A 19,960-nucleotide genomic window follows, 5' to 3' on the forward strand; every position below is an offset into this window, starting at 1 on the left:
ATATTATTTATAGTCTTAAACTGACATCGGTTGAAAACGCTATCCTTGGCTATTTTACTCGTTTTTCTGTTTTCATCCGCACATTTCGCCGTTATTAAATGAAGCTAAATTATATAATAAACCCCATACGAAGAAAGGTATTGCAAACATTCCTCGAATCATGTTTACTTGTTATATAACAAACTTATGAATTAGTAATAACAAAAATACCAATTTGAAGTGAGGCGACTCAAATGACTAGTAACACAGCCTATATTGGCGGTATGACATGGGGCTGGACCGGCATCCGCGGCACATGGTCTGGAGAACAAGCAGATCGTTCCATGGAGCTCATGGCCGAACGCTTAAGCATAAACTGGACAGCTATCGCGTTGGGCGCTCTTCAGGATCATGCGCACGCGACTGAAATTAAGTTTCGGGAAGAGCCTACGGTTACCGATGAAGAGGTTCGTTATGCGATTCGCAAAGCAAAAGAGCTTAATCTTAACGTTTGCTTGAAACCAGTCGTCAATTGTGCAGACGGGACATGGCGCGCTCATATCAATTTCTTCGATCTCGATGTTCCCTGTGAGCCCAAGTGGTCTGATTGGTTCGCTTCCTATACAGAATTTATATTGCACTATGCGCGAATTGCCGAAGAAACCGGGTGTGAAATGTACTGCATCGGCTGCGAGATGGTGCAAACCGATCGCCGTGAATCCGAATGGCGTCAGTTAATTGCCGAAGTTCGCAAGGTTTACTCCGGGATTGTTACTTACAACTGCGATAAATACCAAGAAGGCCAAATCAAATGGTGGGATGCCGTTGACGTCATTTCCTCAAGCGGCTACTACCCTATCGATTCTTGGGAAGAACAGCTTGACCGTATTGAAAAAGTTGTAACTGAATACGACAAGCCCTTTTTCTTCATGGAAGCAGGCTGCCCTAGCCGTGAAGGCTCGCAGCATATCCCTAATGACTGGGGGCTTCCAGGAGCGCCGAGCGAAGAGGTCCAGCGCCTTTTCTACGAAACGATGTTTGCTCATTCCGATAAGCGTGACTGGGTCGGCGGCTTTATGCTATGGGATTGGCCGGCACGGTTATATGAAGAAAGCGAAGCAGCCGCAAACGATGATTATTGCATGTACGGCAAACAAGCTGAGCAAACCGTCCGCAGCTATTACGGGTCGAAAATTTCAAAGAAAGCCGTAGGAGGTTCTGTTAAATGAGCGAAAATAACCAGCAGTGGTTAGCCAGCATCAAGCAGGAGCTGGAATCGAACATTCTCGGTTTCTGGATGAAGCATACCGTCGATGAGAAGAACGGCGGCTTTTACGGCTACATAAGCCGGGATCTTACGATTAATCCTGAAGCAGGCAAAAGCCTAGTGCTTAACACGCGCATTTTGTGGACCTTCGCCTCCGCCTATCGGATTACGGGAAATGAGCACTATTTAAACATCGCTGATCGCGCTTATGAATATGTAAGTGAGCATTTCGTAGATCCGGAATACGGCGGATTGTACTGGATGGTTGATGCGGCAGGCCAGCCTGCCGAAACGAAAAAACAAGTATACGGTCAAGCCTTCGCTATCTACGCTTACTCCGAATATTACCGGGCAACCGGCAATGAGTCTGCGCTTCAGCAAGCGATCGATTTGTTTCACACGCTTGAGCGCTACAGCTATGATGATCAATTTATGGGCTATTTCGAAGCGCTGACGCGCGAATGGCAGGAAACCGACGATAACAGCCTAAGCGAGAAGGATTTAAACGAAAAGAAGTCCATGAATACACATCTTCATGTCATGGAGGGTTATACGAATCTTTACCGGGTATGGAAATCAGACGAGCTTCGCTCCAAGCTGAAGGAGCTTATTGAAATAACGATCAAGCACATCATTAATCCGGTTAACGCGCACTTCATTCTATTTTTCAATGAGCAATGGAACTACAAATCCGAGCATATCTCATACGGCCATGACATCGAGGGCAGCTGGCTGTTAGTTGAAGCTGCCGAGGTGCTAGGTGACGAAGCTCTGCTTTCCGCAGCGAAAGAATCAGCAATCCGAATGGCTGATGCTACGCTTAACGAAGGCGTGGACGCCGATGGCGGTCTGTTAAACGAAGCAGGCCCGGAGGGCTTGCTTGATACGCATAAAGATTGGTGGCCGCAAGCAGAAGCGGTCGTTGGCTTCTATAATGCTTACCAAATGACAGGCGAAGAGAAATATCGCGAGGCTGCCGTTCGGTCATGGGCTTTCATCGAGCGCTTTATCGTTGACAAGGAACATGGGGAATGGCACTGGAGCGTAAATCGAGATGGTTCGCCAAGCGATAACGTTCAAAAGGTCAGCCCTTGGAAATGTCCTTATCACAATGGACGCGCCTGCTTTGAAATGATCGAACGTCTGAACGGGCTATCCACAACACACTAATGGAGGTTATTCTTATGAGCAAATTTAAGGAACGCAAGCAATTGCTGACTGAGCGCTATGAGGCGCTTATTCAACGCAAAAACGAGCCTGAAACGCTTGGAAACGGCGTTTTCGACCGTTATGTGCATCCTGTTCTCACGGCAGCGCATGCTCCGCTTATTTGGAAATATGATTTTAATCCCGAAACAAATCCGTTTTTCATGGAGCGCCTTGGCATCCACTGCGTTTTCAATCCCGGTGCGATTTTCTTAAACGGTAAATTCCACCTTGTCGCACGCGTCGAAGGCAATGACCGCAAGTCCTTTTTCGCGATTGCTGAAAGCGACAGCCCCGTTGACGGCTTCCGCTTCTGGGATCATCCGATCCTGCTTCCGGAGACAAGCGATCCTGATGTAAACGTCTATGATATGCGTCTCGTTCAGCATGAAGACGGCTGGATTTACGGATTGTTCTGCACGGAAAGAAAAGATCCATCCGCGCCGAAGGGAGATCTCTCGAGCGCTATCGCGCAATGCGGTATCGTAAGAACGAAGGATTTGAAGCAATGGGAACGCCTTGCCGATCTGAAAACCGCATCGAACCAACAGCGAAACGTCGTGCTTCATCCTGAATTTGTGGAAGGCAAATATGCATTCTACACTCGTCCGCAGGATGGGTTCATCGACACAGGCTCAGGCGGCGGCATCGGTTGGGGACTATCCGATACGATTGAAAATGCGGTTGTGGAACGCGAGATTATTATCGACGAGCGTCACTATCACACCATAAAAGAAGTAAAGAACGGCCAAGGCCCTGCTCCAATCAAGACGGATAAAGGCTGGATTCATATCGCTCACGGCGTTCGCAACACTGCGGCAGGCCTCCGTTATGTGTTATACGCCTTCCTTTCCGACTTATATGAGCCAAACAAGGTTACGCACCGTCCAGGCGGGCATTTGCTTGCTCCAGAAGGCATCGAACGCGTAGGCGACGTATCGAATGTTGCCTTCTGTAACGGCGTCATCGCACAGGATAATGGTGATGTATTTATTTATTACGCCTCCTCCGATACGCGCTGCCATGTAGCCGCAACGACAGTAGATCAGCTGCTTGACTATTGCATGAATACACCGGAGGATCCGCTTCGTTCGCACGCTTGCGTAGAACAGCGCATTGCTTTGATTGATCGCAACCTGCAGCCGCAATCTTAATTTTCCAACCAAGCGTAAACGGCTGTCGCCGTCCTCTGTGGCAAAAGCAGTCGTTTCGCGGAGATATATAAGCACATTTATATGTGAAAACATATAAATTCTTATATATCAAAAGAGGGAGTGCTTCCTATCGTCCTTACAGACGCTTAGGAAGCACTCCCTTCTTATTGTTTAGCGCTTTTTCCGATTATTTCTCACAAGTAAGACCATGATGACAATTAAAAATAATCCGATAACGTAGAACGAAGCTTTCTTCCAGTCAAAGATACTGCCGGCATACTCACCGTCATAATTTGCTTTGATAAAAGAGTCATCCGCCACCTTAACGGCTATGGCTACATTGCCTGCTACCCCTTTGATCGCATAGTATTCAGTACCCTTCGGATAAACATTCGAGAAATTACCTGAATAAGTGCCTTCTTCATCCGAATAGGAAGTCACCTTCCCGATCCTTGAGCCAATATGCTCTATATCTACTGTGTTATCCGACACCGTATAGGACTTCCCATCGTTAACAACAAAACGGCTTGCCCAGTCGGCATGAGCTGCAGCCCCTACAAAAAACGCACTCAGCAGCAAAAACACATTCGTAAGTAACCATGATTTTTTGTACAGCTTCATTGTCATAAGCCTCCGCACTCATTTATTTACCTTTGAGTTTTCAGACGCTGCATCGCAGAGAAAAGTTTCTTTTTTTTACATAAGGTTCGATCGGACAGCTCCTATCTCATCTATTTGTCTGCCCAAGCGTGTAGGAATAGAAGCTCGTAACTGGCAGCAATGCCTCCATTCAAGCTGAACTGCTCCTCGTACACCTTATACATGTCAGCGAACAGGCGTCGCGAGCTGAGGCCGCGCATGGCAACGGCTTCCGAAGTGCTTGCACCCATCGCTTTTACCGAAATCAGAAAATCTCTTACAGAAGCATACGTTTCCGTCTGGATGGAATGCTCATATTGGATGCTTGAAAAACCTGATTCCTTGAGCAGGCTTTTCCACTGGTCTGCCGATTGGAACGACAGTCCGTGCCGCTGCGGCTCTATTCCATTGGCTCGGTAAACTTCATGAAAAGACTTATGCAGCTCATGGAACGTACCGGGCCCGAAGGTGGTGAACAACAGCAAGCCCCCGGCACGAAGCATTCGGCGAAGATGGTCCAGTGTTTGCTTCGGATTGCTCAGCCATTGAAAACAAGCACTCGAGACGATGAGATCAAACGAGGCTGACGGAGCATTAGGAGCCCATGTTTCAACGTCTGCTTGAAGAAAGCTTACACGTGTCGTCTTTTCTTTGCTGCTGCCGGATTGGTTTGCTGTATTCCATAGAAGTCGTTGTTCTGCTGCTTTGATCATATCGGGCGCAATGTCGAGAGCAGTAATCGACGCATTGGACCAATCCTTCACCAGCATTTCAGTCAGAGCGCCCGTGCCGCAGCCGATTTCAAGAATATTAGACCAGTCTCTATCACTCTCATGCTCCCTATCCTTAAGAGATTTGGCGAGCCGGTTTGCCATGCTGCGCTGCACATGGGCGTGAACGTCATACGAACCCGCCGAGCTGCGGTTAAATTGACGCTTAATAGCCGCTGTTCTGCTGCTCATCCCACCATCTCCTCAGTTTCTCAGCCATGTCTGTTTCTCTCCCCAAGAACGGAACATGCCCTCCGCCGGGTATAGCAAGCAGCTCCGCTTGAGGTACTCTCTCAGCAAGCTCTGACGCAGCTCCGAAAGGGCAGATCTGATCCGCCGTGCCGTGGACAAGAAGAACCGGGCATTTAATTTCCGGTAATTGAGACAAACATTCCTCGCTTCGCAGAAGCTGGAGTCCGGCAATTAATGCCGAGGCTGTCCAACTGCCGTTACCAGGAAGGCTATTACCCAAACCGGACTCCCATTCGGCCTCGGTAAACATATTCCTGCGAAATTTCATTTCAACGCCCTGCCGGTCGTTCATTAGCCCTTTAATCATCTGTCTAACAAATACATCCGGCCAGCCGAGGTCCGTCTCTTCCTTTGAACGGGTAAAACGAGCGTTCGTCGCAAACAACACAAGGCCATCTACGCAGCCTTTGGCCGCTAATTTCAGTGCCAGTAATCCGCCGAGCGACCAGCCTCCGATCAAAAGTGGACCACACCCCCTTGTATTGCAGTTGAATGCACGCGAAGATCGGAAATTTTCCACCGCCGATTCAGTAAGCATCAGCATTTTCTCTGGAGAATCGGCCTCCTTGTAATCAGCGAAAATATGATGAAAATCAGGCAGTTGCTCTCGAAGCCGATCGAAAACCGTTTCCGGCATGCTCCAGCCTATCAGCCACAAGATCGTGCCGACTGCCTCCTGCTGCTGATTCTTTAATTGGGCAGCTGCTGCCATCATGGTCTCAACACTCCTAATTGCTGTCCGATGATGCGAATTTGCGATGCTGCATCGGTTAGTTCCTTATCCGTATGGATGGCTGATAACGAGAAGCGGATTCGCGCCGTACCCGCAGGGACGGTAGGCGGCCGAATGGCCGCTGCAGCAATGCCAGCAGATTCGAGAGCGCCGCTGAAGCGCAGAGCCGCATCGTTATCACCGACGATCACAGGCACAATCGGAGAGTCTCCTGCGATGATTTTAAAACCAGAAGAGCCAAGCAAGGACCGAAAGGACCTACTGGCCACGAAAAGCCTTTCGCGGCGCCAAAGTTCATCTTGTACCAAAGCTAATGCCTCGGATACACCTGCTGTGATAGAGGGAGGAAGAGCAGTCGAATAGATGAGAGGCCTAGCCTTGTTGACCAGCCATCGAATGAGCATGCGGTTTCCGCAAATATAAGCGCCGTAGACACCGAATGATTTGCTGAAAGTTCCCATATGAATATCCACTTCTTCCTGCAGTCCAAGCTCATGGCATAAACCCTCGCCTCGTTTCCCGTAAATCCCACCGCTGTGCGCCTCATCTACCATCAGCATCGCTCCGTACTCACGTTTGAGCGCAGCGAGCTCGCGCAATGGCGCCTGGTCGCCGTCCATGGAGAAAACCGCATCGGTTACGATCAGCTTTCTCCGTCTATCCCGGTGCTTATCTAATAACGCGCGCAAATGCTCCATATCATTATGACGGTACCGGGCATGCTCCGCACGGCTGAGTATAACGCCGTCCGCAATGCTTGCATGATTCAATTGATCGCTGAACACAACGTCACCTCTGCTTACTAATGAGCCAATAACACCGGAATTAGCCATATAGCCATTTGCAAAAACTAGCGCCGCCTCGCGGTTTTGCCATTCGGCCAGAGCTTCTTCAAGACGGCTGCATGACACCCGATTGCCTGTCACAAGGCGGGAAGCACCTGATCCGGCGCCTTCGGCGAGAAGAGCTTCGCGCATCGCTTCAATTATTGCAGGATGCTGCGAGAGACCAAGGTAATCATTGGAGGACAAGTTGAGCAGCTTCCGATCTCCGCGCATCATATAACCGGGAGATTCGGGGACCGGACTGCACTCACGCAAGGAACGCTCCAATGAGGCGTCAGCCAATAATTCAAGTTCTTTTTCCATCCAGTTCATGGTCGGCACCACCTTAAAGGGCGTTTAATTCAATCTCAAAGCCCAAATCCTCTATGATTTGATGATCGGCCGAAACGTCTTGCCCTGCCGTTGTCAAATAGTCACCTACAAACAGTGAATTTGCAGCGTACAGAGACAATGGCTGCAGTGTACGAAGATTGACCTCGCGACCGCCCGCCACGCGGATTTCTTTGGAAGGGCAGATAAAACGGAACAAAGCCAGTACCTTCAATGCTTTCATCGACGGCGTACGCCCTGCATTTTCCAGAGGAGTTCCCGGAATCGCGTTCAGAAAATTGATCGGAATCGAATCTGCATCCAGCTCGCGAAGCGCATAAGCCATTTCAACGATTTCTTGGTTTGTCTCGCCCATGCCGATAATGACTCCGGAGCACGGGGACATCCCGTATGCCTTTACTTGTTCTACGGTTTCGACACGCTGGTCATAGGTGTGGGTCGTCGTGATGGATGGGTAGTTGGCTTTGCTGGTGTTCAGGTTGTGGTTGTAGCGATGTACGCCAGCTTCAGCAAGACGTTCTGCTTGCCCGTCTTTCAGAATGCCCAGGCATGCGCAAATTTTTAGCGGCATCGTCTCACGTATTTCTCTAACCGCGTCCACCACTTGTTCCAGTTCCTTGTCTGTCGGGCCTTTACCTGCCGCTACGATACAGTAGGTTCCGGCTTGGCGTGCCATCGCTTCACGGGCGCCATCCAGCAGCGTTTCTTTATTAAGCAGGGTATACTTGTTTACCGCTGCCGTTGAAACAATAGATTGTGAGCAGTATCCGCAGTCCTCGGGACAAAGCCCGCTCTTCGCATTGATGATCATGTTCAGCTTCACTTTTTTTCCGTAAAAATGTTTTCTCACCCTAAACGCAGCATACATCAGCGGCAATACCTCATCGTTATCGGAGTCGAGCACAGCGAGCCCTTCCTCTATCGTGATACATTCTCCATTCAATGCTTTTTGGGCAAGCGACTGCCATTCCATATCCGCTGCAATTGTTTTCATCTTTATTATCCTCCCATAGTTTGGACTTCTAATGCCTGTCTAATAGGCGCAAAATGCACTGATTCTCTCACACTATGTATCCACGTATTTGAAGACTCTTCCCGGTGCAGGCGTGGAATTCGGCCGAGCACCCTCAGGCCGCTGTAACGCTCGATTAGTTCCGCATTCGTGGCCACGCTCGGATCGTCATGCGGCTCCGTTATTTCGCCATCGTTCAGGATGACGCCTATAATCGGTACTCCGCGATGCTGCAGGAATGACGCCGTCAGCAGCGTATGGTTAATCGTACCGAGGCCGGAACGGGCTACGATGAGCGCAGGGAGCTGAAGCTCCGAGATCAAGTCCGCCACCAAGGCGTCATCGGTTAGCGGAACAGCGACACCGCCCGCTCCCTCAATAATTAGCGTCTCATAACGGCTGGCGAGCGGGATGCCGGCGGTGATCAGCTCCTTTAGCGTGAGAGTCACACCAGCATGCTTGGCTGCGAGCAGCGGCGTAAGCGGAGCTTCAAATGAAAATGGAGCCACCGCCTCCGGCCGGTCATCGATTCCCGTGCTTTGCAGCAGCCGTTCAGCATCGGTCACTCCGCTGCCAATCGATGCTCCCGACTGGACCGGCTTCCAGACACCGGTATTCATCCCTTCAACTCGAAGCACTGCGGCTATGGCTGACGACACAACCGTTTTTCCCACGCCGGTATCCGTACCTGTCACAAATATTCCGCGTATTGTTGTTTCAGCGTTTATACGGCTCATTTAACTGAACCGCCTTCGGTAACGCTAACAATCGATTCCGCCAAAATATCCGTCATGGCATCGAGTTCGGCCTCGGTACTGACCAGCGGTGGAATGAAGACCATCACATTGCCAAGCGGTCTTGTTAACATTCCGAGCTCTCTGGCCCGCAAACTTGCCCGAACGCCGACCCGCTCTGCCCAATCGTACGGCTCGCGTGATGCTTTATCGCGGACGAGCTCAATTCCGATCATCAGTCCCTTTTGCCGGATTTCGCCGACATGCGGGCGATCCTTCAGGTCTGCGAGCTTATGCTCGACGAATGCCGCCTTTGCTCTCACTCCTTCTATGATGCTCCGCTCTTCAAACAGCTTCAGACTGGCCAAAGCAACGGCGCAACCGAGCGGATTCCCTGTAAAGCTATGACCGTGAAAAAATGTTTTCTGCTCTTGGTAATCTGCATAAAACGCGTTATATACCTCATCGGTCGCAAGCGTCGCTGCCACAGGCAAATAGCCGCCGGTAAGCCCTTTTCCGATCACCATCAAATCAGGCGATACGTCTTCGAGATCACAAGCGAACATTTCGCCCGTTCGGCCGAATCCGGTCGCTACCTCATCGGCGATAAGCAGCACATCATGCTTACGGCAAAGCGCAGCCATCTCTCGTAAACAGTAAGGCGGCATGACAACGATGCCTCCTGCTCCTTGTACAATCGGCTCTACAATAAGAGCCGCAATCTCATCTGCCCGGGTCTCTAGCAATTGACGCAGCGCGGTTAGCGTAGCCTCCAATGCCTGAGCCTCACCTCCCTCATGGCGATAGGCGTAGGGATAAGGAATCACATGCGAGGGAAACAGCATAGGGCGGAACACGTCATGGTATAGGGGAATCGCACCGACACTTACCGCACCGATCGTATCTCCGTGATACGCTTGATTCATGGTAATAAATGTCTTCTTGCTCCTTACCCCTTTGTTATGCCAGTATTGAAACGCCATTTTGATCGCTATCTCGACGCCCGTTGCTCCGGAATCGGAATAAAACACTTTGTTCAAACCTTTTGGTGTGATCTCCGCCAGCTTCTCTGCAAGCTCAATTGCCGGTACATTGGCCATCCCGAGAAGGGTGGAATGAGCGACTCTCCCGAGCTGCTCCGTAATCGCTTGATTCAGCTCCGGGACGTTATGTCCATGCACGTTGAGCCAAACGGATGAGAACCCGTCATAATACGCCCTTCCATGGACGTCATACAGCATAATGCCTTCACCACGTTCAATAACAAGCGGATCAGAGTTGTTGTAGTCTTTCATTTGAGTAAAAGGATGCCATAAGTGGTTCTTGTTTAGCGATGCAAGCCGTTCGTAATCCGTTGCCACAATGATCACCATCCATCTATCATTTAATTGTTAACCTAAATTTTATTTTTAAGGTTAACAATTAGGTGAGATTATTCTATCAATCAAGAACGCCCCTGTAAAGAGAATTCAAAATGAAAGATTGAATTTGCTCCGCACTTCTCCAATACATCAAAGAACCCTTCTGCAATAGTTGCAGAAGGGTTCTTTGGAAATATTTAAAGGATGATCACAGAATCTGTATTTACCGATCCTGCTTTGGATTTATTTTGTGCAGCTGAAAACAAGAAAAAGCGGGATTCTCATCCTTCTCTGATACTCTTCCTCACTGTTAAACATCTGGTAATTCGGCGTGCATTCCCTAACATCCTCAACTTGAAACCCTGCGCGCTTCAACGACTGAAAATATTCCTCGAAGGTTCTGTGGTATTTGATTACACTTTCACCAATCCAAGGTTCAGTACGCTTACCCATTTCAAAATAATCGTCGACTATCCAGTCCGACTTCTTTCCAGATGCTGCAGCACTTTTCATCGATGAAGTTAAGACGGGGTGTTGTACGCTAAAAATAAATTTGCCCTTGGAATTTAATGCACGGCGGATTTGATCAAACGTTGGTTTGAGGTCTTGCAAATAATGTAATGCCAGCCGTGAAATCACCAAATCGTATTGCTGAGCGGGGTAATTCCAGCTCTCCATTGCAGCATGATGAATCTTGCTATTGGCTGAATCTACTTTGTTCCTCGCCTCATTTACCATATTAACCGAGCCTTCCACACCCTCATAGAAGCCGCATCCCAGCTTGAGCAGCTCGTATCCGAAGCCAGCATCCCCACAACCCAAATCAAGCACCTGTTTACCGACGACATCGCCAATAAGCTCAAGCAGTACAGGCTTTTCAATGATGTTGTTTGGACTGTCTGCGCGGTTTCTTCTCGATAAGTAGTTAACAAAAAAATCAGTGTTGTCATAAGCGGATGACCCTTTGTATTCCAAACGAATACCTCCTGACCTACTTTGTATATAGCCTAAGATATTCGGGGTATGCACGAAGATGTATTTCTTTAGCCCACTTTTGGTCTTATCTTTCACTTCTTGAATATTCTCTGATTCAACGTAATAACCTGCAGGCCTTCCTCGAAACGGGTTATGTACTCCTCTTTCATTCCTTTTCTTAATAGATCTTATTAACGCCGTTAGGAGGAACAAAGGTTGCCGATCATATCAGCAGCCTTGTAGATGTTTATTGAGTCTAGTAAAGTTAATATGAAAAAACATGGGAATTAGGTGTATGATGTTGAAACCCTATCTTATTTTTGACTTTGACGGAACGCTTGTTCAGTCGAAAAAGTTGGCTATCCAACTTTTTAATGAGCTTTCAGAAAGCTATGGTGGCCGAAAAATTAACAACCATGATATTGCATATCTTTCGGGCTTATCTATTCCAGATCGTTTACGAGCTCTAAATGTTCCTCTACGGAAGCTCCCAGCGTTGGTTTTCGAAGGGAAACGCGAATATAAGAAGGCAGCTGTTCACTTGCAGCCAGTTGAGGGTATAAGAGATGTTCTTTTGTCACTTAAAGAAAATGGCTATTCGTTTGGGATTCTTTCGTCCAACACATCGGAAAATATCCAGCAGTTTCTTGACTTTAATGAGTTTCCCTCCTTTGATTTCATTCATTCAGCCACGAATCTTTTCGGTAAGCATAAGGCAATTACAAGCATGGCTCGAAAATTACAGATTCACCGCAGCCATATGCTTTACGTAGGCGATGAACAACGTGATGTACTAGCTTGCAAGAAGATTGGGGTGAAGATCGCTGCAGTGACGTGGGGATTTGATTCCGCCCCCTTGCTGGCTGCAGCAAAACCGGACTTTTTATGTGATACCCCTGAAGCATTTGCTGGTCTTTTTCAGACGATAAGTTTATAAAGCGCCTGTCTTCACCGCGCAGCACTGGCATTCCGCCACCTATAAAACGAAAAGACCATCCAAAAAAGGCAATCAGCCTTTCTAGACAGTCTTCTTTTCTCTCCATCTGCTACCTCACAAAACTTGGATTTACCTGCCCCGTAGACTCCCGATAAAGCAGTTCTCCCGCAACCAGAAGTTTCTCCATCGGTTCCTGCTTGCTCTCGATTCGGCTGATAAGCCGATCAACCGCACGTTTCCCAAGCGCTTCCTTAGGTACATGCACGGTTGTCAAAGCGGGTGTCATCCGGAAAGAGTCATCAATATTGTCGTAACCTGTGACCGATACCTCCTCGGGCACCGATACGCCGAGCTCCTGCAGTGCTTTTACCGCGCCAATTCCAATCATATCGTTGGCACAAAGCAAAGCAGTAGGCAGGGCCTTCGCCTTTATCCGTTTCATGGCCCACTGTTTAATCGGCTCTAGAAATTGTTCATGCTCGAATCCCTCAACCGGCAAATAACATTCACTGCTGATGGCAAAACGGGACACTTCCTCTGTCTGCTCCTCCAGCGCGCTGCGGAAGCCCAAGAAGCGGTCCTTAAAGCTTCGTGAATAGTTCACATCACCGATAAAGCATAGCTGCGTATGCCCCTTGCCCATTAAATGCTTTGTAAGGCGGTACATTGATTCATAATTGTTTGTGAATACCGTATCGCTAGGAATAAGCATGTCCTCATGATCGACGAGAACCATTGGCAGGCCGATACGATGTACCTCCAGCAGCAGCGGTGTCGAGATTTCACCCACGCCGACCAGCCCCAATATACCGTTAGGGTTTAAGAAATGCAGGAAATGATCGACGCTCTGCTCCGAGACAATAACCATGCCGTAGCCGCCCTCTTCCAATCTGGAAGCTATGCCGTCTAGAATGCGTCCCCAATAGAGCGACTCCTTCGTTTGAAAGCGAATGTTCGGCATCAGCACGAGCACCGACTGTTTACCCGCAGCAGGGATTTTGGGCAGCTGCTCCAGCTTCATCGTCTTAACATAAGCGTTCTTTTGGGAAAAATAGCCTAACTGTGATGCTGCTTGAATAACCCGCTCCTGCGTAGCCTCGCTGACTCCGCCTTTACCGGAGAGCGCCTTGGAAACGACAAACTTGGATACTCCCAAATAATCGGCAATTTGCTGCATCGTGACCTTCTTTGACATTACAAAACTCCACCTTAACTTTCGGTAATGGTTCGTGCTGCTTTCCATAGCTCGTTATATTTATCGAATGCCTTCTGCAAATCAGGAGCGGCAATCCATTCCTGGATAAAATCGCCTGACCAAAAAGAAATTTGCGCCGAATTAGCAATCTCGAGCAATAAATCATTCGGAACCCGGCGCTCCAGCAGCTCGATATTATAGGATAAAAACTGCTGGAACTGCGGCAAGGAAGGCTGCTTCTCCTCGTTGACAGGCAAAAATCCGGAGTCATCGACATAGCCGGACTCATTTATGAAAAACTTCACCCACGCCTCAGCCAGCTGCTTATTGTCGCTAAATTTGCTCACGCCGACAAACCAATCCGGGCTTAATGGCGCATAACGCTTATCGCTATTGTCATACGGAAACGGAAAAAAACCGATATCTTCCGATTTTGCTCCAGCAGCGATAACTTGATTAATGACCCAGTTGCCCATTAAATACATAGCCGCTCTGCCGTCCGCAATCTCTGTTTTGGAGGTTTCCCACTGATTAGACATCATCTGCTTCTCTACATAACCGCGATTGATTAACGTTTTTACGATTGTAATCGCTTGACCCCAAGGGTTATCAATCTGCCAAGGCGCATCTTCGTTTACCATATTGTTTAAATAATCGGCATCGCCGGTCATATAGCTGACCAAATCCTCGCCCCATGTCATAAGCGGCCATTGGGCTCCATAGTTCAAATATACAGGCAGGATACCCGCATTCTTCAACTGCTCGCAAGCAGCATAAAACGCATCCAGCGTTACGGGAATCTCCGTGATTCCGGCCTTTCTAAAGGCATCCTTGTTATAGACGATCCCCGTCGTCGAAGCACCCGTAGCAATGCCGTAACGGGCTCCGGCATAAGCTTTAAAATCAGCGAAGCGGATATTTTCAAACAGGCTGTCATTTAGCGGTTCGAAATAATCGGGCAAATTCTCATTTTTAATATTGTTTGGCAGCAGCAGCACATCACCCAGATTACGAGTGGACAACCGGACCATAATATCGCTCGCATAGTTCGGCACGCCTTCGAAGGTCACGGTTACGCCGGGATGAAGCTCGGAGAATCGATCCGCATATTTTTTGAATACGCCGTTCTCCACAAGATCAACGCGATTGGTCAGCACTCTAAGCGTCACGTTCCGGTTTTCCTGCTCGGTCTGTTTCTCAGGTTTGGATCCCGCTCCGTTTCCGGGTGAATTATTCTCGCAGCCTGCGATACACAGGCCGCATAACAGAACCACAAGCATTATAATGGACCTGTATTTGTTCATTCTGCTTCTCTCCCTAATTCAATTGGAAGCTGTAAAATCACCTCGGTGCCTATGCCCCATTCACTCGTTACCTTCAGTCCGTAGGTATTTCCATAGTGGAGCTTGATGCGTTCGTTTACATTTTTCAAGCCAATACCGCCTGATTTCCGTTTCACAACCGCTTCCTCTGCCCCAGCCAAAGAACGATTTAGGCGCTCTAGAGTCTCCTCGTCCATGCCGAGCCCATCATCCTTGATCCGGAGCCAAATGATTTGGGAGGTCTGCTCGCTGCTGATTTCGATCCGCATACACGGCTTGTTGTCATCCATGCCATGATAAATCGCATTTTCGACAATCGGCTGCAGCACAAGTTTAATAATGGGATAGCTTAACAAGTTTTCCGGCACGCGGGTAACCAAGCGAAAACGATTCGGATACCGATAATTGAGCATTTCCACATAATTCCGCATATGCAGCAGCTCGTTATCCAAGGTAACTTCCTCATGCAGGTCGCTGATGCTGTAACGCAGCAGCTTTCCAAGTATAGCAATCATATCGGCGGCGATCTGATCGTCGTTCAGCTCGGCTGCCATTCGAATCGACTCCAGCGTGTTATACATAAAATGCGGATTGATTTGGCTCTGCAGCGCATGCAGCTCTGCTTCCTTCTTCTTCTTCTCGATTACATAAATATCTTGAATGAGATGATCGATCCGAACAATCATCCGATTGAACTGCGTACCCAGCTGTCCAACCTCGTCACGGTATTTAACCTGGAACTGTACGTTAAAATCGCCTTCCTGCACATTTCTCATCAAGCGCATCATCTTGCGCAGCGGATTCGTTAGCGCGAACGAAAAGACAAATGAAATGAAGAGCGCGACGATTATTGTAACAATCGTTGCAATCCAAATCACTCTGCGTATTACAATCGTATCCTTAGTGAGCTCGCTGTCAGGAATTGCGGTCATAACCTTCCAATTCGTGTTGGGCGATGTCGTATAAATATATAGTTGGTTTACACCGTCGCGTTCAAAATAAAAGCTGCCTTTGGCGCCCTTTGCCAGTCCAACCGCGCTATCATCCGCAATATTCGTTGCCATGCGAGATTTGTCGCTGTCGTATACGACATTCCCAAGCTCATCGATAATAACCGATTTCCCGTTCGTTACCTTATCGAGCTCGCTCATTTGGTCTTCAATGACGCTAATATTCGCATCAACGGCAATTAAGCCAATCGGCTTAAGCGACTTGTCAATGACCTTGCGGACGACGGTAAACGCATATCTGACGCTCTGCAAATTGCTTGTATACTTCTGGGTGCTGAACAGCAATGCTTCGCCGCCTGAGGTTTTTACGCGCTCGCGCCAGTAGTCATAGCTCTCCTTTACATTAAGCCGAATTCCGCCGCCTGCCGTTGAATAGTAGCCGTTCCCGTACGTATCAAAAATATAAACGGAGTTTGCACCGCGTTTTATCGTATTGATGAACGAGATATTTCCTTCTATCCCCCGCTGAATGAGAAGCAGCTGGTCAAAATCATCCGGCAGCTGGCTGCTGTTATTTCCAGCCGTTTGCTGCCGCTGATCATAATAAGCATTCGAGCGGATTAAATTTTGCTTTATGTCGTCTTGATAAGCCGGAATCGAAGAAATACGAACCATGTCCTCGATGTAATCATCCACTCGAACCATCATATTTTCAAGCATTTTGGTTGAATAGACTATCGTCTTTTCCTCGATCGAGCGTGAATAATTGCTATAGGAAATGTAGCCGATAAACGCCAGCGGCAGCGTAATTAGAAGCAGGAAGACGATAAACAGCTTCCTCTCCATCCTCATTCCGCCAAAAGCCGCCCATATGCGCCACAATCGTTTTTTCACACTCATCCTCTTACTCCCTCATTCTCTAGATGGCAGGCATGACGTTTCCGCCGTTTACAGGAATATAGGCGCCTGTAATAAAGCTTGCCAAATCGGAAGCCAGAAATGCTACCGTATTGGCAATTTCTTGATCGGTGCCTCTGCGCTTCAGCGGCACGCTTTGCGCATAGGGATTGTTTTCATCAATGCCGCTTGCACGGTCGCGATCGCTGATGGTCCACCCTGGCGCCACCTGGTTAACCGTAATCTGATGCTCCCCTGCCTCCTTGGCTAGTACGCGATAAACGCCGTCCATCCCGCGTTTCCCGGCTGTGTAAGCCGATTGGTTCACAAAATTTTGCATCGCGCATTCCGTATTTATGCCGATCACTCTGCCTGCTTTCCGTTCAATCATCGCAGGCACGAATGCTTTGGCCAAATAGACGCTTTGCAGCACACATGATTCGAACTGGCTCACATAATCGGCAATAGGCTGCTCCAGTATGCTTGTCCATTGATATTGGATAACCGCGTTCGCGACAACGATATCTACATGTCCAAGCTCCGCGGTTACCTTTGCTTTCATTTCATTAATATGCTGCTCGTTCGTTACATCTGCCTGCACGATCATCGCTTGTCTTCCGAGATCGGTAATTTCCTGCAAAAGCTCTCTCGCCTTAGCTTCGTTATTATTATAATGAAGCACGATGTTAGCGCCGCAGCTAGCAAGCGTACGTGCCATTACCCGACCCAAATCGCCGGTCGCTCCTGTAATTAATGCTGTTTTATTCGATAGATTAATTTGCATGTAATTGTTCACCCTTCTTATGAAAAGAGATTTGTTATATCATTTATCATAAATTATGCTACCAAAAAATCAATGTTTTATAAAGCGTATTCAAAAAAAAGGCGGATTTGCCTACAAGTAAACGACATAACGAATTAATTTATAATATGGTTATCTTTTTACGCTATGAAATCCGGGTGTTTCTAGCAATATTCCTTGTGATTTAGACTGTTTTCATGTATATTACAGTCTATACACACCAACTAATCATTCACATATGTATTAATAATATCGCTCATTCGGAGGTTATCCATTGAAAATCGAGCTATCAGAGCAAAGCCTGCCCATATTTGAGGCGATTTCAAGTAATGTTCGTATCCAAATTATTCATCTGCTATCCAAAAAATCAATGAACATTCGTGAGCTTGCCGAAGCGTTAGGGCTAAGCAGCGCGATTATGACTATGCATGTCAAGAAGCTGGAAAAGGCGGGCATTATCCGTTCCGAAATGACGCCAGGCAAAGGCGGCGCCGCACAGAAGGTGTGCTCCCTTAGCATGGACGGACTTGAAATCGCTTTTCCGCGCAAGGATGTCGTTCATCGCGAATCCAGAAGAACGGAAGTATCCATTGGCCACTATACCGATCTAAGCATTGTTCCTACCTGCGGCATTTGCACGACCGAGAAAGTTATCGGCATCTTCGACGATCCGCGTTACTTTCTTGATCCGGACCGCGTCAACGCCAAAATTTTATGGTTCTCACAAGGCTACATTGAATATAAAATTCCGAACTTCCTTCTCAGCAGCGAAAATCCGGAAGAGCTCGAAATTTCAATGGAAATCTCGTCGGAAGCACCGCTTACCAATATGAATTGGCCTTCGGATCTTACGTTCTTCTTTAATGGCGTCAAAGTCGGCATGTGGACGAGTCCTGCCGATTACGGCGGAAAGGGCAAGCTTAATCCCCCATGGTGGTTTGACGATGTCAACCAATTCGGATTATTGAAGCGGCTTATTATTAAGAAAGACGGGACTTATATGGACGGTCTCAAACTATCCGATGTTAGTCTCGACGAGATTGACATCAGCAACAGCCACTGGACCTTCCGTATTGCCATTCTTGAGGATGCCGAGCACATCGGAGGTTTCACCTTATTCGGGTCTGGCTTTGGCAACTATAATCAGGATCTCATCTTTAAGCTCTATTATACGAAGGTGGCTCAAGAGGATCGGACGACGCTTGCCTAAAGAAGCTTATAATAGAGCGTCAAGTGTAAACGGCTGACGCCGTCTTTAGCGGCAGAAGCTCGTTTCGCGATGAAATATAAGCATTGTATAAGGTTAAAATTTATACTTTCTTATATTTTAAAAGAAGAGCTGTGCGCCTCGAGGCGCACAGCTCTTTTTTTCAGCGTAATAGAGAAAACCGTTGGATTTCCGTCCGCAATATTAGCTTAAAGATCTTAACGCATTCGTATCGAAGTCCTGCAGCTCATCCGTACGACCGTCGCGTATTTTTGCCGCCCACTCCGGATCGGCCAGCAGAGCTCTGCCGACTGCCACGAGATCAAACTCCTCGTTTTCCAGCCTTTCCAGTAATCCGGCTAAAGAAGATGGCTTTGCCGTATTTCCTGTGCTGCTTCCAAACTCATTGTCGAGACCGACTGAGCCGACGGTTATCGTCGGTTTTCCAGTCAGCTTCTTTGTCCACCCTGCCAAATTCAATTCGGAACCCTCAAACTCAGGCTCCCAGTAACGGCGCGTAGAGCTATGAAATACATCGACTCCCGCATCAACGAGCGGTGTCAAAAATTGCGAAAGCTGCTGGGACGACTCGGCTAATTTTGCCGTATAATGTCCGCCCTTCCACTGGGAAAAACGCAGCACAATCGGAAAATCGGCTCCGACAGCACGGCGGCACGCCTCCACAACCTCAACTGCAAAACGTGTACGGGCTGCCAAATCACCGCCGTAACGATCTGTACGCTTATTTGTTCTATCCCAGAAGAACTGATCGATTAAATAACCGTGCGCGCCATGCAGCTCAATGCCGTCAAAGCCGATTCTAGCGGCATCGGCCGCGGCCTGCGCAAATGCTGCAATCACGTCGGCGATCTCATTTTCCGTTAACGGCTCCGTTACTTTTTCTCCGGAAAGATTTAGTCCCGATGGTCCGATCGGCAATGCCTCCGGATTAGGAAGATCTCCAATTTTACGCGTCAATCCTACATGCCATAGCTGCGGAATAATCTTTCCTCCAGCCTCATGCACAGCGTTCACTACGTTTGACCAATGACTTAAAGCAGTCTCTCCGTGAAAGCTAGGCCAATTCGGGCTCGCTCCTGCGGCGGGATGATTTATAAGCGTTCCTTCCGTAATGATCAGGCCGACTCCGTTTTCCGCCCTCCGACGGTAATAAGCAGCGACATCCTCACTGGGCACTCCGTTCGGTGAATACCCCCTGGTCATCGGCGCCATAACAATTCGATTGGCAACCTCTAGATTTTTGGATGAGAAAGGCTTAAACAACGCTTCAACCGACGTTTCGCTTTTGGCATTAGACATATGGACTCCTCCTCTATATTCGGTATATAATTTAGTTACAGTTTACCCTTCTTTATAATAGCATTTATTCCCT

Annotated in this window: 18 protein-coding genes; 5 read left to right on the forward strand and 13 right to left on the reverse strand. The window is 48.2% G+C overall.

The genetic code is table 11. From position 1 onward, the window contains the following. The first annotated feature begins 233 nt into the window (after positions 1–233). From AC1DLI_RS19785 to AC1DLI_RS19795, 3 genes are read left to right on the forward strand one after another with little or no spacing between them, the layout of a single operon-like run. Complete coding sequence (locus AC1DLI_RS19785) at positions 234–1,208, forward strand: glycoside hydrolase family 113 (protein WP_477605615.1); 975 nt, start codon at positions 234–236, stop codon at positions 1,206–1,208. Beyond that, entirely contained in the window at positions 1,205–2,416 is a 1,212-nt protein-coding gene (locus AC1DLI_RS19790; RefSeq protein ID WP_477605617.1) for an AGE family epimerase/isomerase, read from the forward strand. The genes AC1DLI_RS19785 and AC1DLI_RS19790 overlap by 4 nt, the downstream gene beginning before the upstream one ends. 14 nt (positions 2,417–2,430) lie before the next feature. Continuing rightward, positions 2,431–3,606 (forward strand): glycoside hydrolase family 130 protein, encoded by a 1,176-nt coding sequence (locus AC1DLI_RS19795; protein WP_477605619.1) that lies wholly within the window; start codon positions 2,431–2,433, stop codon positions 3,604–3,606. Between the two features lie 171 nt (positions 3,607–3,777). Here AC1DLI_RS19795 and AC1DLI_RS19800 read toward each other — a convergent pair whose 3' ends face one another. The 8 genes from AC1DLI_RS19800 to AC1DLI_RS19835 all read right to left on the reverse strand — a co-directional run bounded on the left by AC1DLI_RS19800 (position 3,778) and on the right by AC1DLI_RS19835 (position 11,257). Beyond that, a complete protein-coding gene (locus AC1DLI_RS19800; protein WP_477605621.1) occupies positions 3,778–4,227 on the reverse strand; it encodes a hypothetical protein in 450 nt (149 codons plus the stop codon). A gap of 110 nt (positions 4,228–4,337) precedes the next feature. After that, complete coding sequence (bioC, locus tag AC1DLI_RS19805; RefSeq protein WP_477605623.1) at positions 4,338–5,207, reverse strand: malonyl-ACP O-methyltransferase BioC; 870 nt, start codon at positions 5,205–5,207, stop codon at positions 4,338–4,340. After that, the gene (locus AC1DLI_RS19810) at positions 5,182–5,982 is read right to left on the reverse strand and encodes an alpha/beta hydrolase (RefSeq protein ID WP_477605625.1); all 801 of its coding nucleotides are present in this window, start codon (positions 5,980–5,982) and stop codon (positions 5,182–5,184) included. The genes bioC and AC1DLI_RS19810 overlap by 26 nt, the downstream gene beginning before the upstream one ends. Continuing rightward, positions 5,979–7,157, reverse strand: a complete 1,179-nt coding sequence (gene bioF, locus AC1DLI_RS19815) for an 8-amino-7-oxononanoate synthase (RefSeq protein WP_477605627.1) — start codon at positions 7,155–7,157, stop codon at positions 5,979–5,981. Before bioF ends, AC1DLI_RS19810 begins: the two co-directional genes overlap by 4 nt. Before the next feature lie 13 nt (positions 7,158–7,170). Further along, a complete protein-coding gene (gene bioB / locus AC1DLI_RS19820) occupies positions 7,171–8,169 on the reverse strand; it encodes a biotin synthase BioB (RefSeq protein ID WP_477605629.1) in 999 nt (332 codons plus the stop codon). Between the two features lie 5 nt (positions 8,170–8,174). Continuing rightward, positions 8,175–8,924, reverse strand: coding sequence for a dethiobiotin synthase (bioD, locus tag AC1DLI_RS19825; RefSeq protein WP_477605631.1), 750 nt, complete (start codon positions 8,922–8,924; stop codon positions 8,175–8,177). Then, positions 8,921–10,294, reverse strand: a complete 1,374-nt coding sequence (bioA, locus tag AC1DLI_RS19830; RefSeq protein ID WP_477605633.1) for an adenosylmethionine--8-amino-7-oxononanoate transaminase — start codon at positions 10,292–10,294, stop codon at positions 8,921–8,923. Before bioA ends, bioD begins: the two co-directional genes overlap by 4 nt. 231 nt (positions 10,295–10,525) lie before the next feature. Next, positions 10,526–11,257 (reverse strand): class I SAM-dependent DNA methyltransferase, encoded by a 732-nt coding sequence (locus AC1DLI_RS19835; RefSeq protein ID WP_477605635.1) that lies wholly within the window; start codon positions 11,255–11,257, stop codon positions 10,526–10,528. 295 nt (positions 11,258–11,552) lie between these two features. Here AC1DLI_RS19835 and AC1DLI_RS19840 point away from each other — a divergent pair, with 295 nt between their 5' ends. After that, the gene (locus tag AC1DLI_RS19840) at positions 11,553–12,194 is read left to right on the forward strand and encodes an HAD-IA family hydrolase (RefSeq protein ID WP_477605637.1); all 642 of its coding nucleotides are present in this window, start codon (positions 11,553–11,555) and stop codon (positions 12,192–12,194) included. 109 nt (positions 12,195–12,303) lie between these two features. Here AC1DLI_RS19840 and AC1DLI_RS19845 read toward each other — a convergent pair whose 3' ends face one another. From AC1DLI_RS19845 to AC1DLI_RS19860, 4 genes are read right to left on the reverse strand one after another with little or no spacing between them, the layout of a single operon-like run. Next, complete coding sequence (locus tag AC1DLI_RS19845) at positions 12,304–13,389, reverse strand: LacI family DNA-binding transcriptional regulator (RefSeq protein WP_477605639.1); 1,086 nt, start codon at positions 13,387–13,389, stop codon at positions 12,304–12,306. 14 nt (positions 13,390–13,403) lie between these two features. Next, positions 13,404–14,693 carry an ABC transporter substrate-binding protein gene (locus AC1DLI_RS19850; RefSeq protein ID WP_477605641.1) on the reverse strand — a complete coding sequence of 430 codons (1,290 nt, stop codon included), beginning with the start codon at positions 14,691–14,693 and terminating at the stop codon, positions 13,404–13,406. Beyond that, a complete protein-coding gene (locus AC1DLI_RS19855; RefSeq protein WP_477605643.1) occupies positions 14,690–16,561 on the reverse strand; it encodes a cache domain-containing sensor histidine kinase in 1,872 nt (623 codons plus the stop codon). Before AC1DLI_RS19855 ends, AC1DLI_RS19850 begins: the two co-directional genes overlap by 4 nt. Before the next feature lie 19 nt (positions 16,562–16,580). After that, positions 16,581–17,342 (reverse strand): SDR family NAD(P)-dependent oxidoreductase, encoded by a 762-nt coding sequence (locus AC1DLI_RS19860; RefSeq protein ID WP_477605645.1) that lies wholly within the window; start codon positions 17,340–17,342, stop codon positions 16,581–16,583. 292 nt (positions 17,343–17,634) lie between these two features. On the opposite strand from AC1DLI_RS19860, the gene AC1DLI_RS19865 reads away from it, so the two are divergent. Next, positions 17,635–18,570, forward strand: coding sequence for an ArsR/SmtB family transcription factor (locus tag AC1DLI_RS19865; RefSeq protein WP_477605647.1), 936 nt, complete (start codon positions 17,635–17,637; stop codon positions 18,568–18,570). 201 nt (positions 18,571–18,771) lie between these two features. Here the strand turns inward: AC1DLI_RS19865 and AC1DLI_RS19870 are convergent, their stop codons facing one another. Next, a complete protein-coding gene (locus AC1DLI_RS19870; RefSeq protein ID WP_477605649.1) occupies positions 18,772–19,887 on the reverse strand; it encodes an NADH:flavin oxidoreductase in 1,116 nt (371 codons plus the stop codon). Positions 19,888–19,960 lie beyond the last annotated feature (73 nt).

The sequence above is a fragment of the Paenibacillus sp. 01T443 genome, from assembly GCF_056398325.1.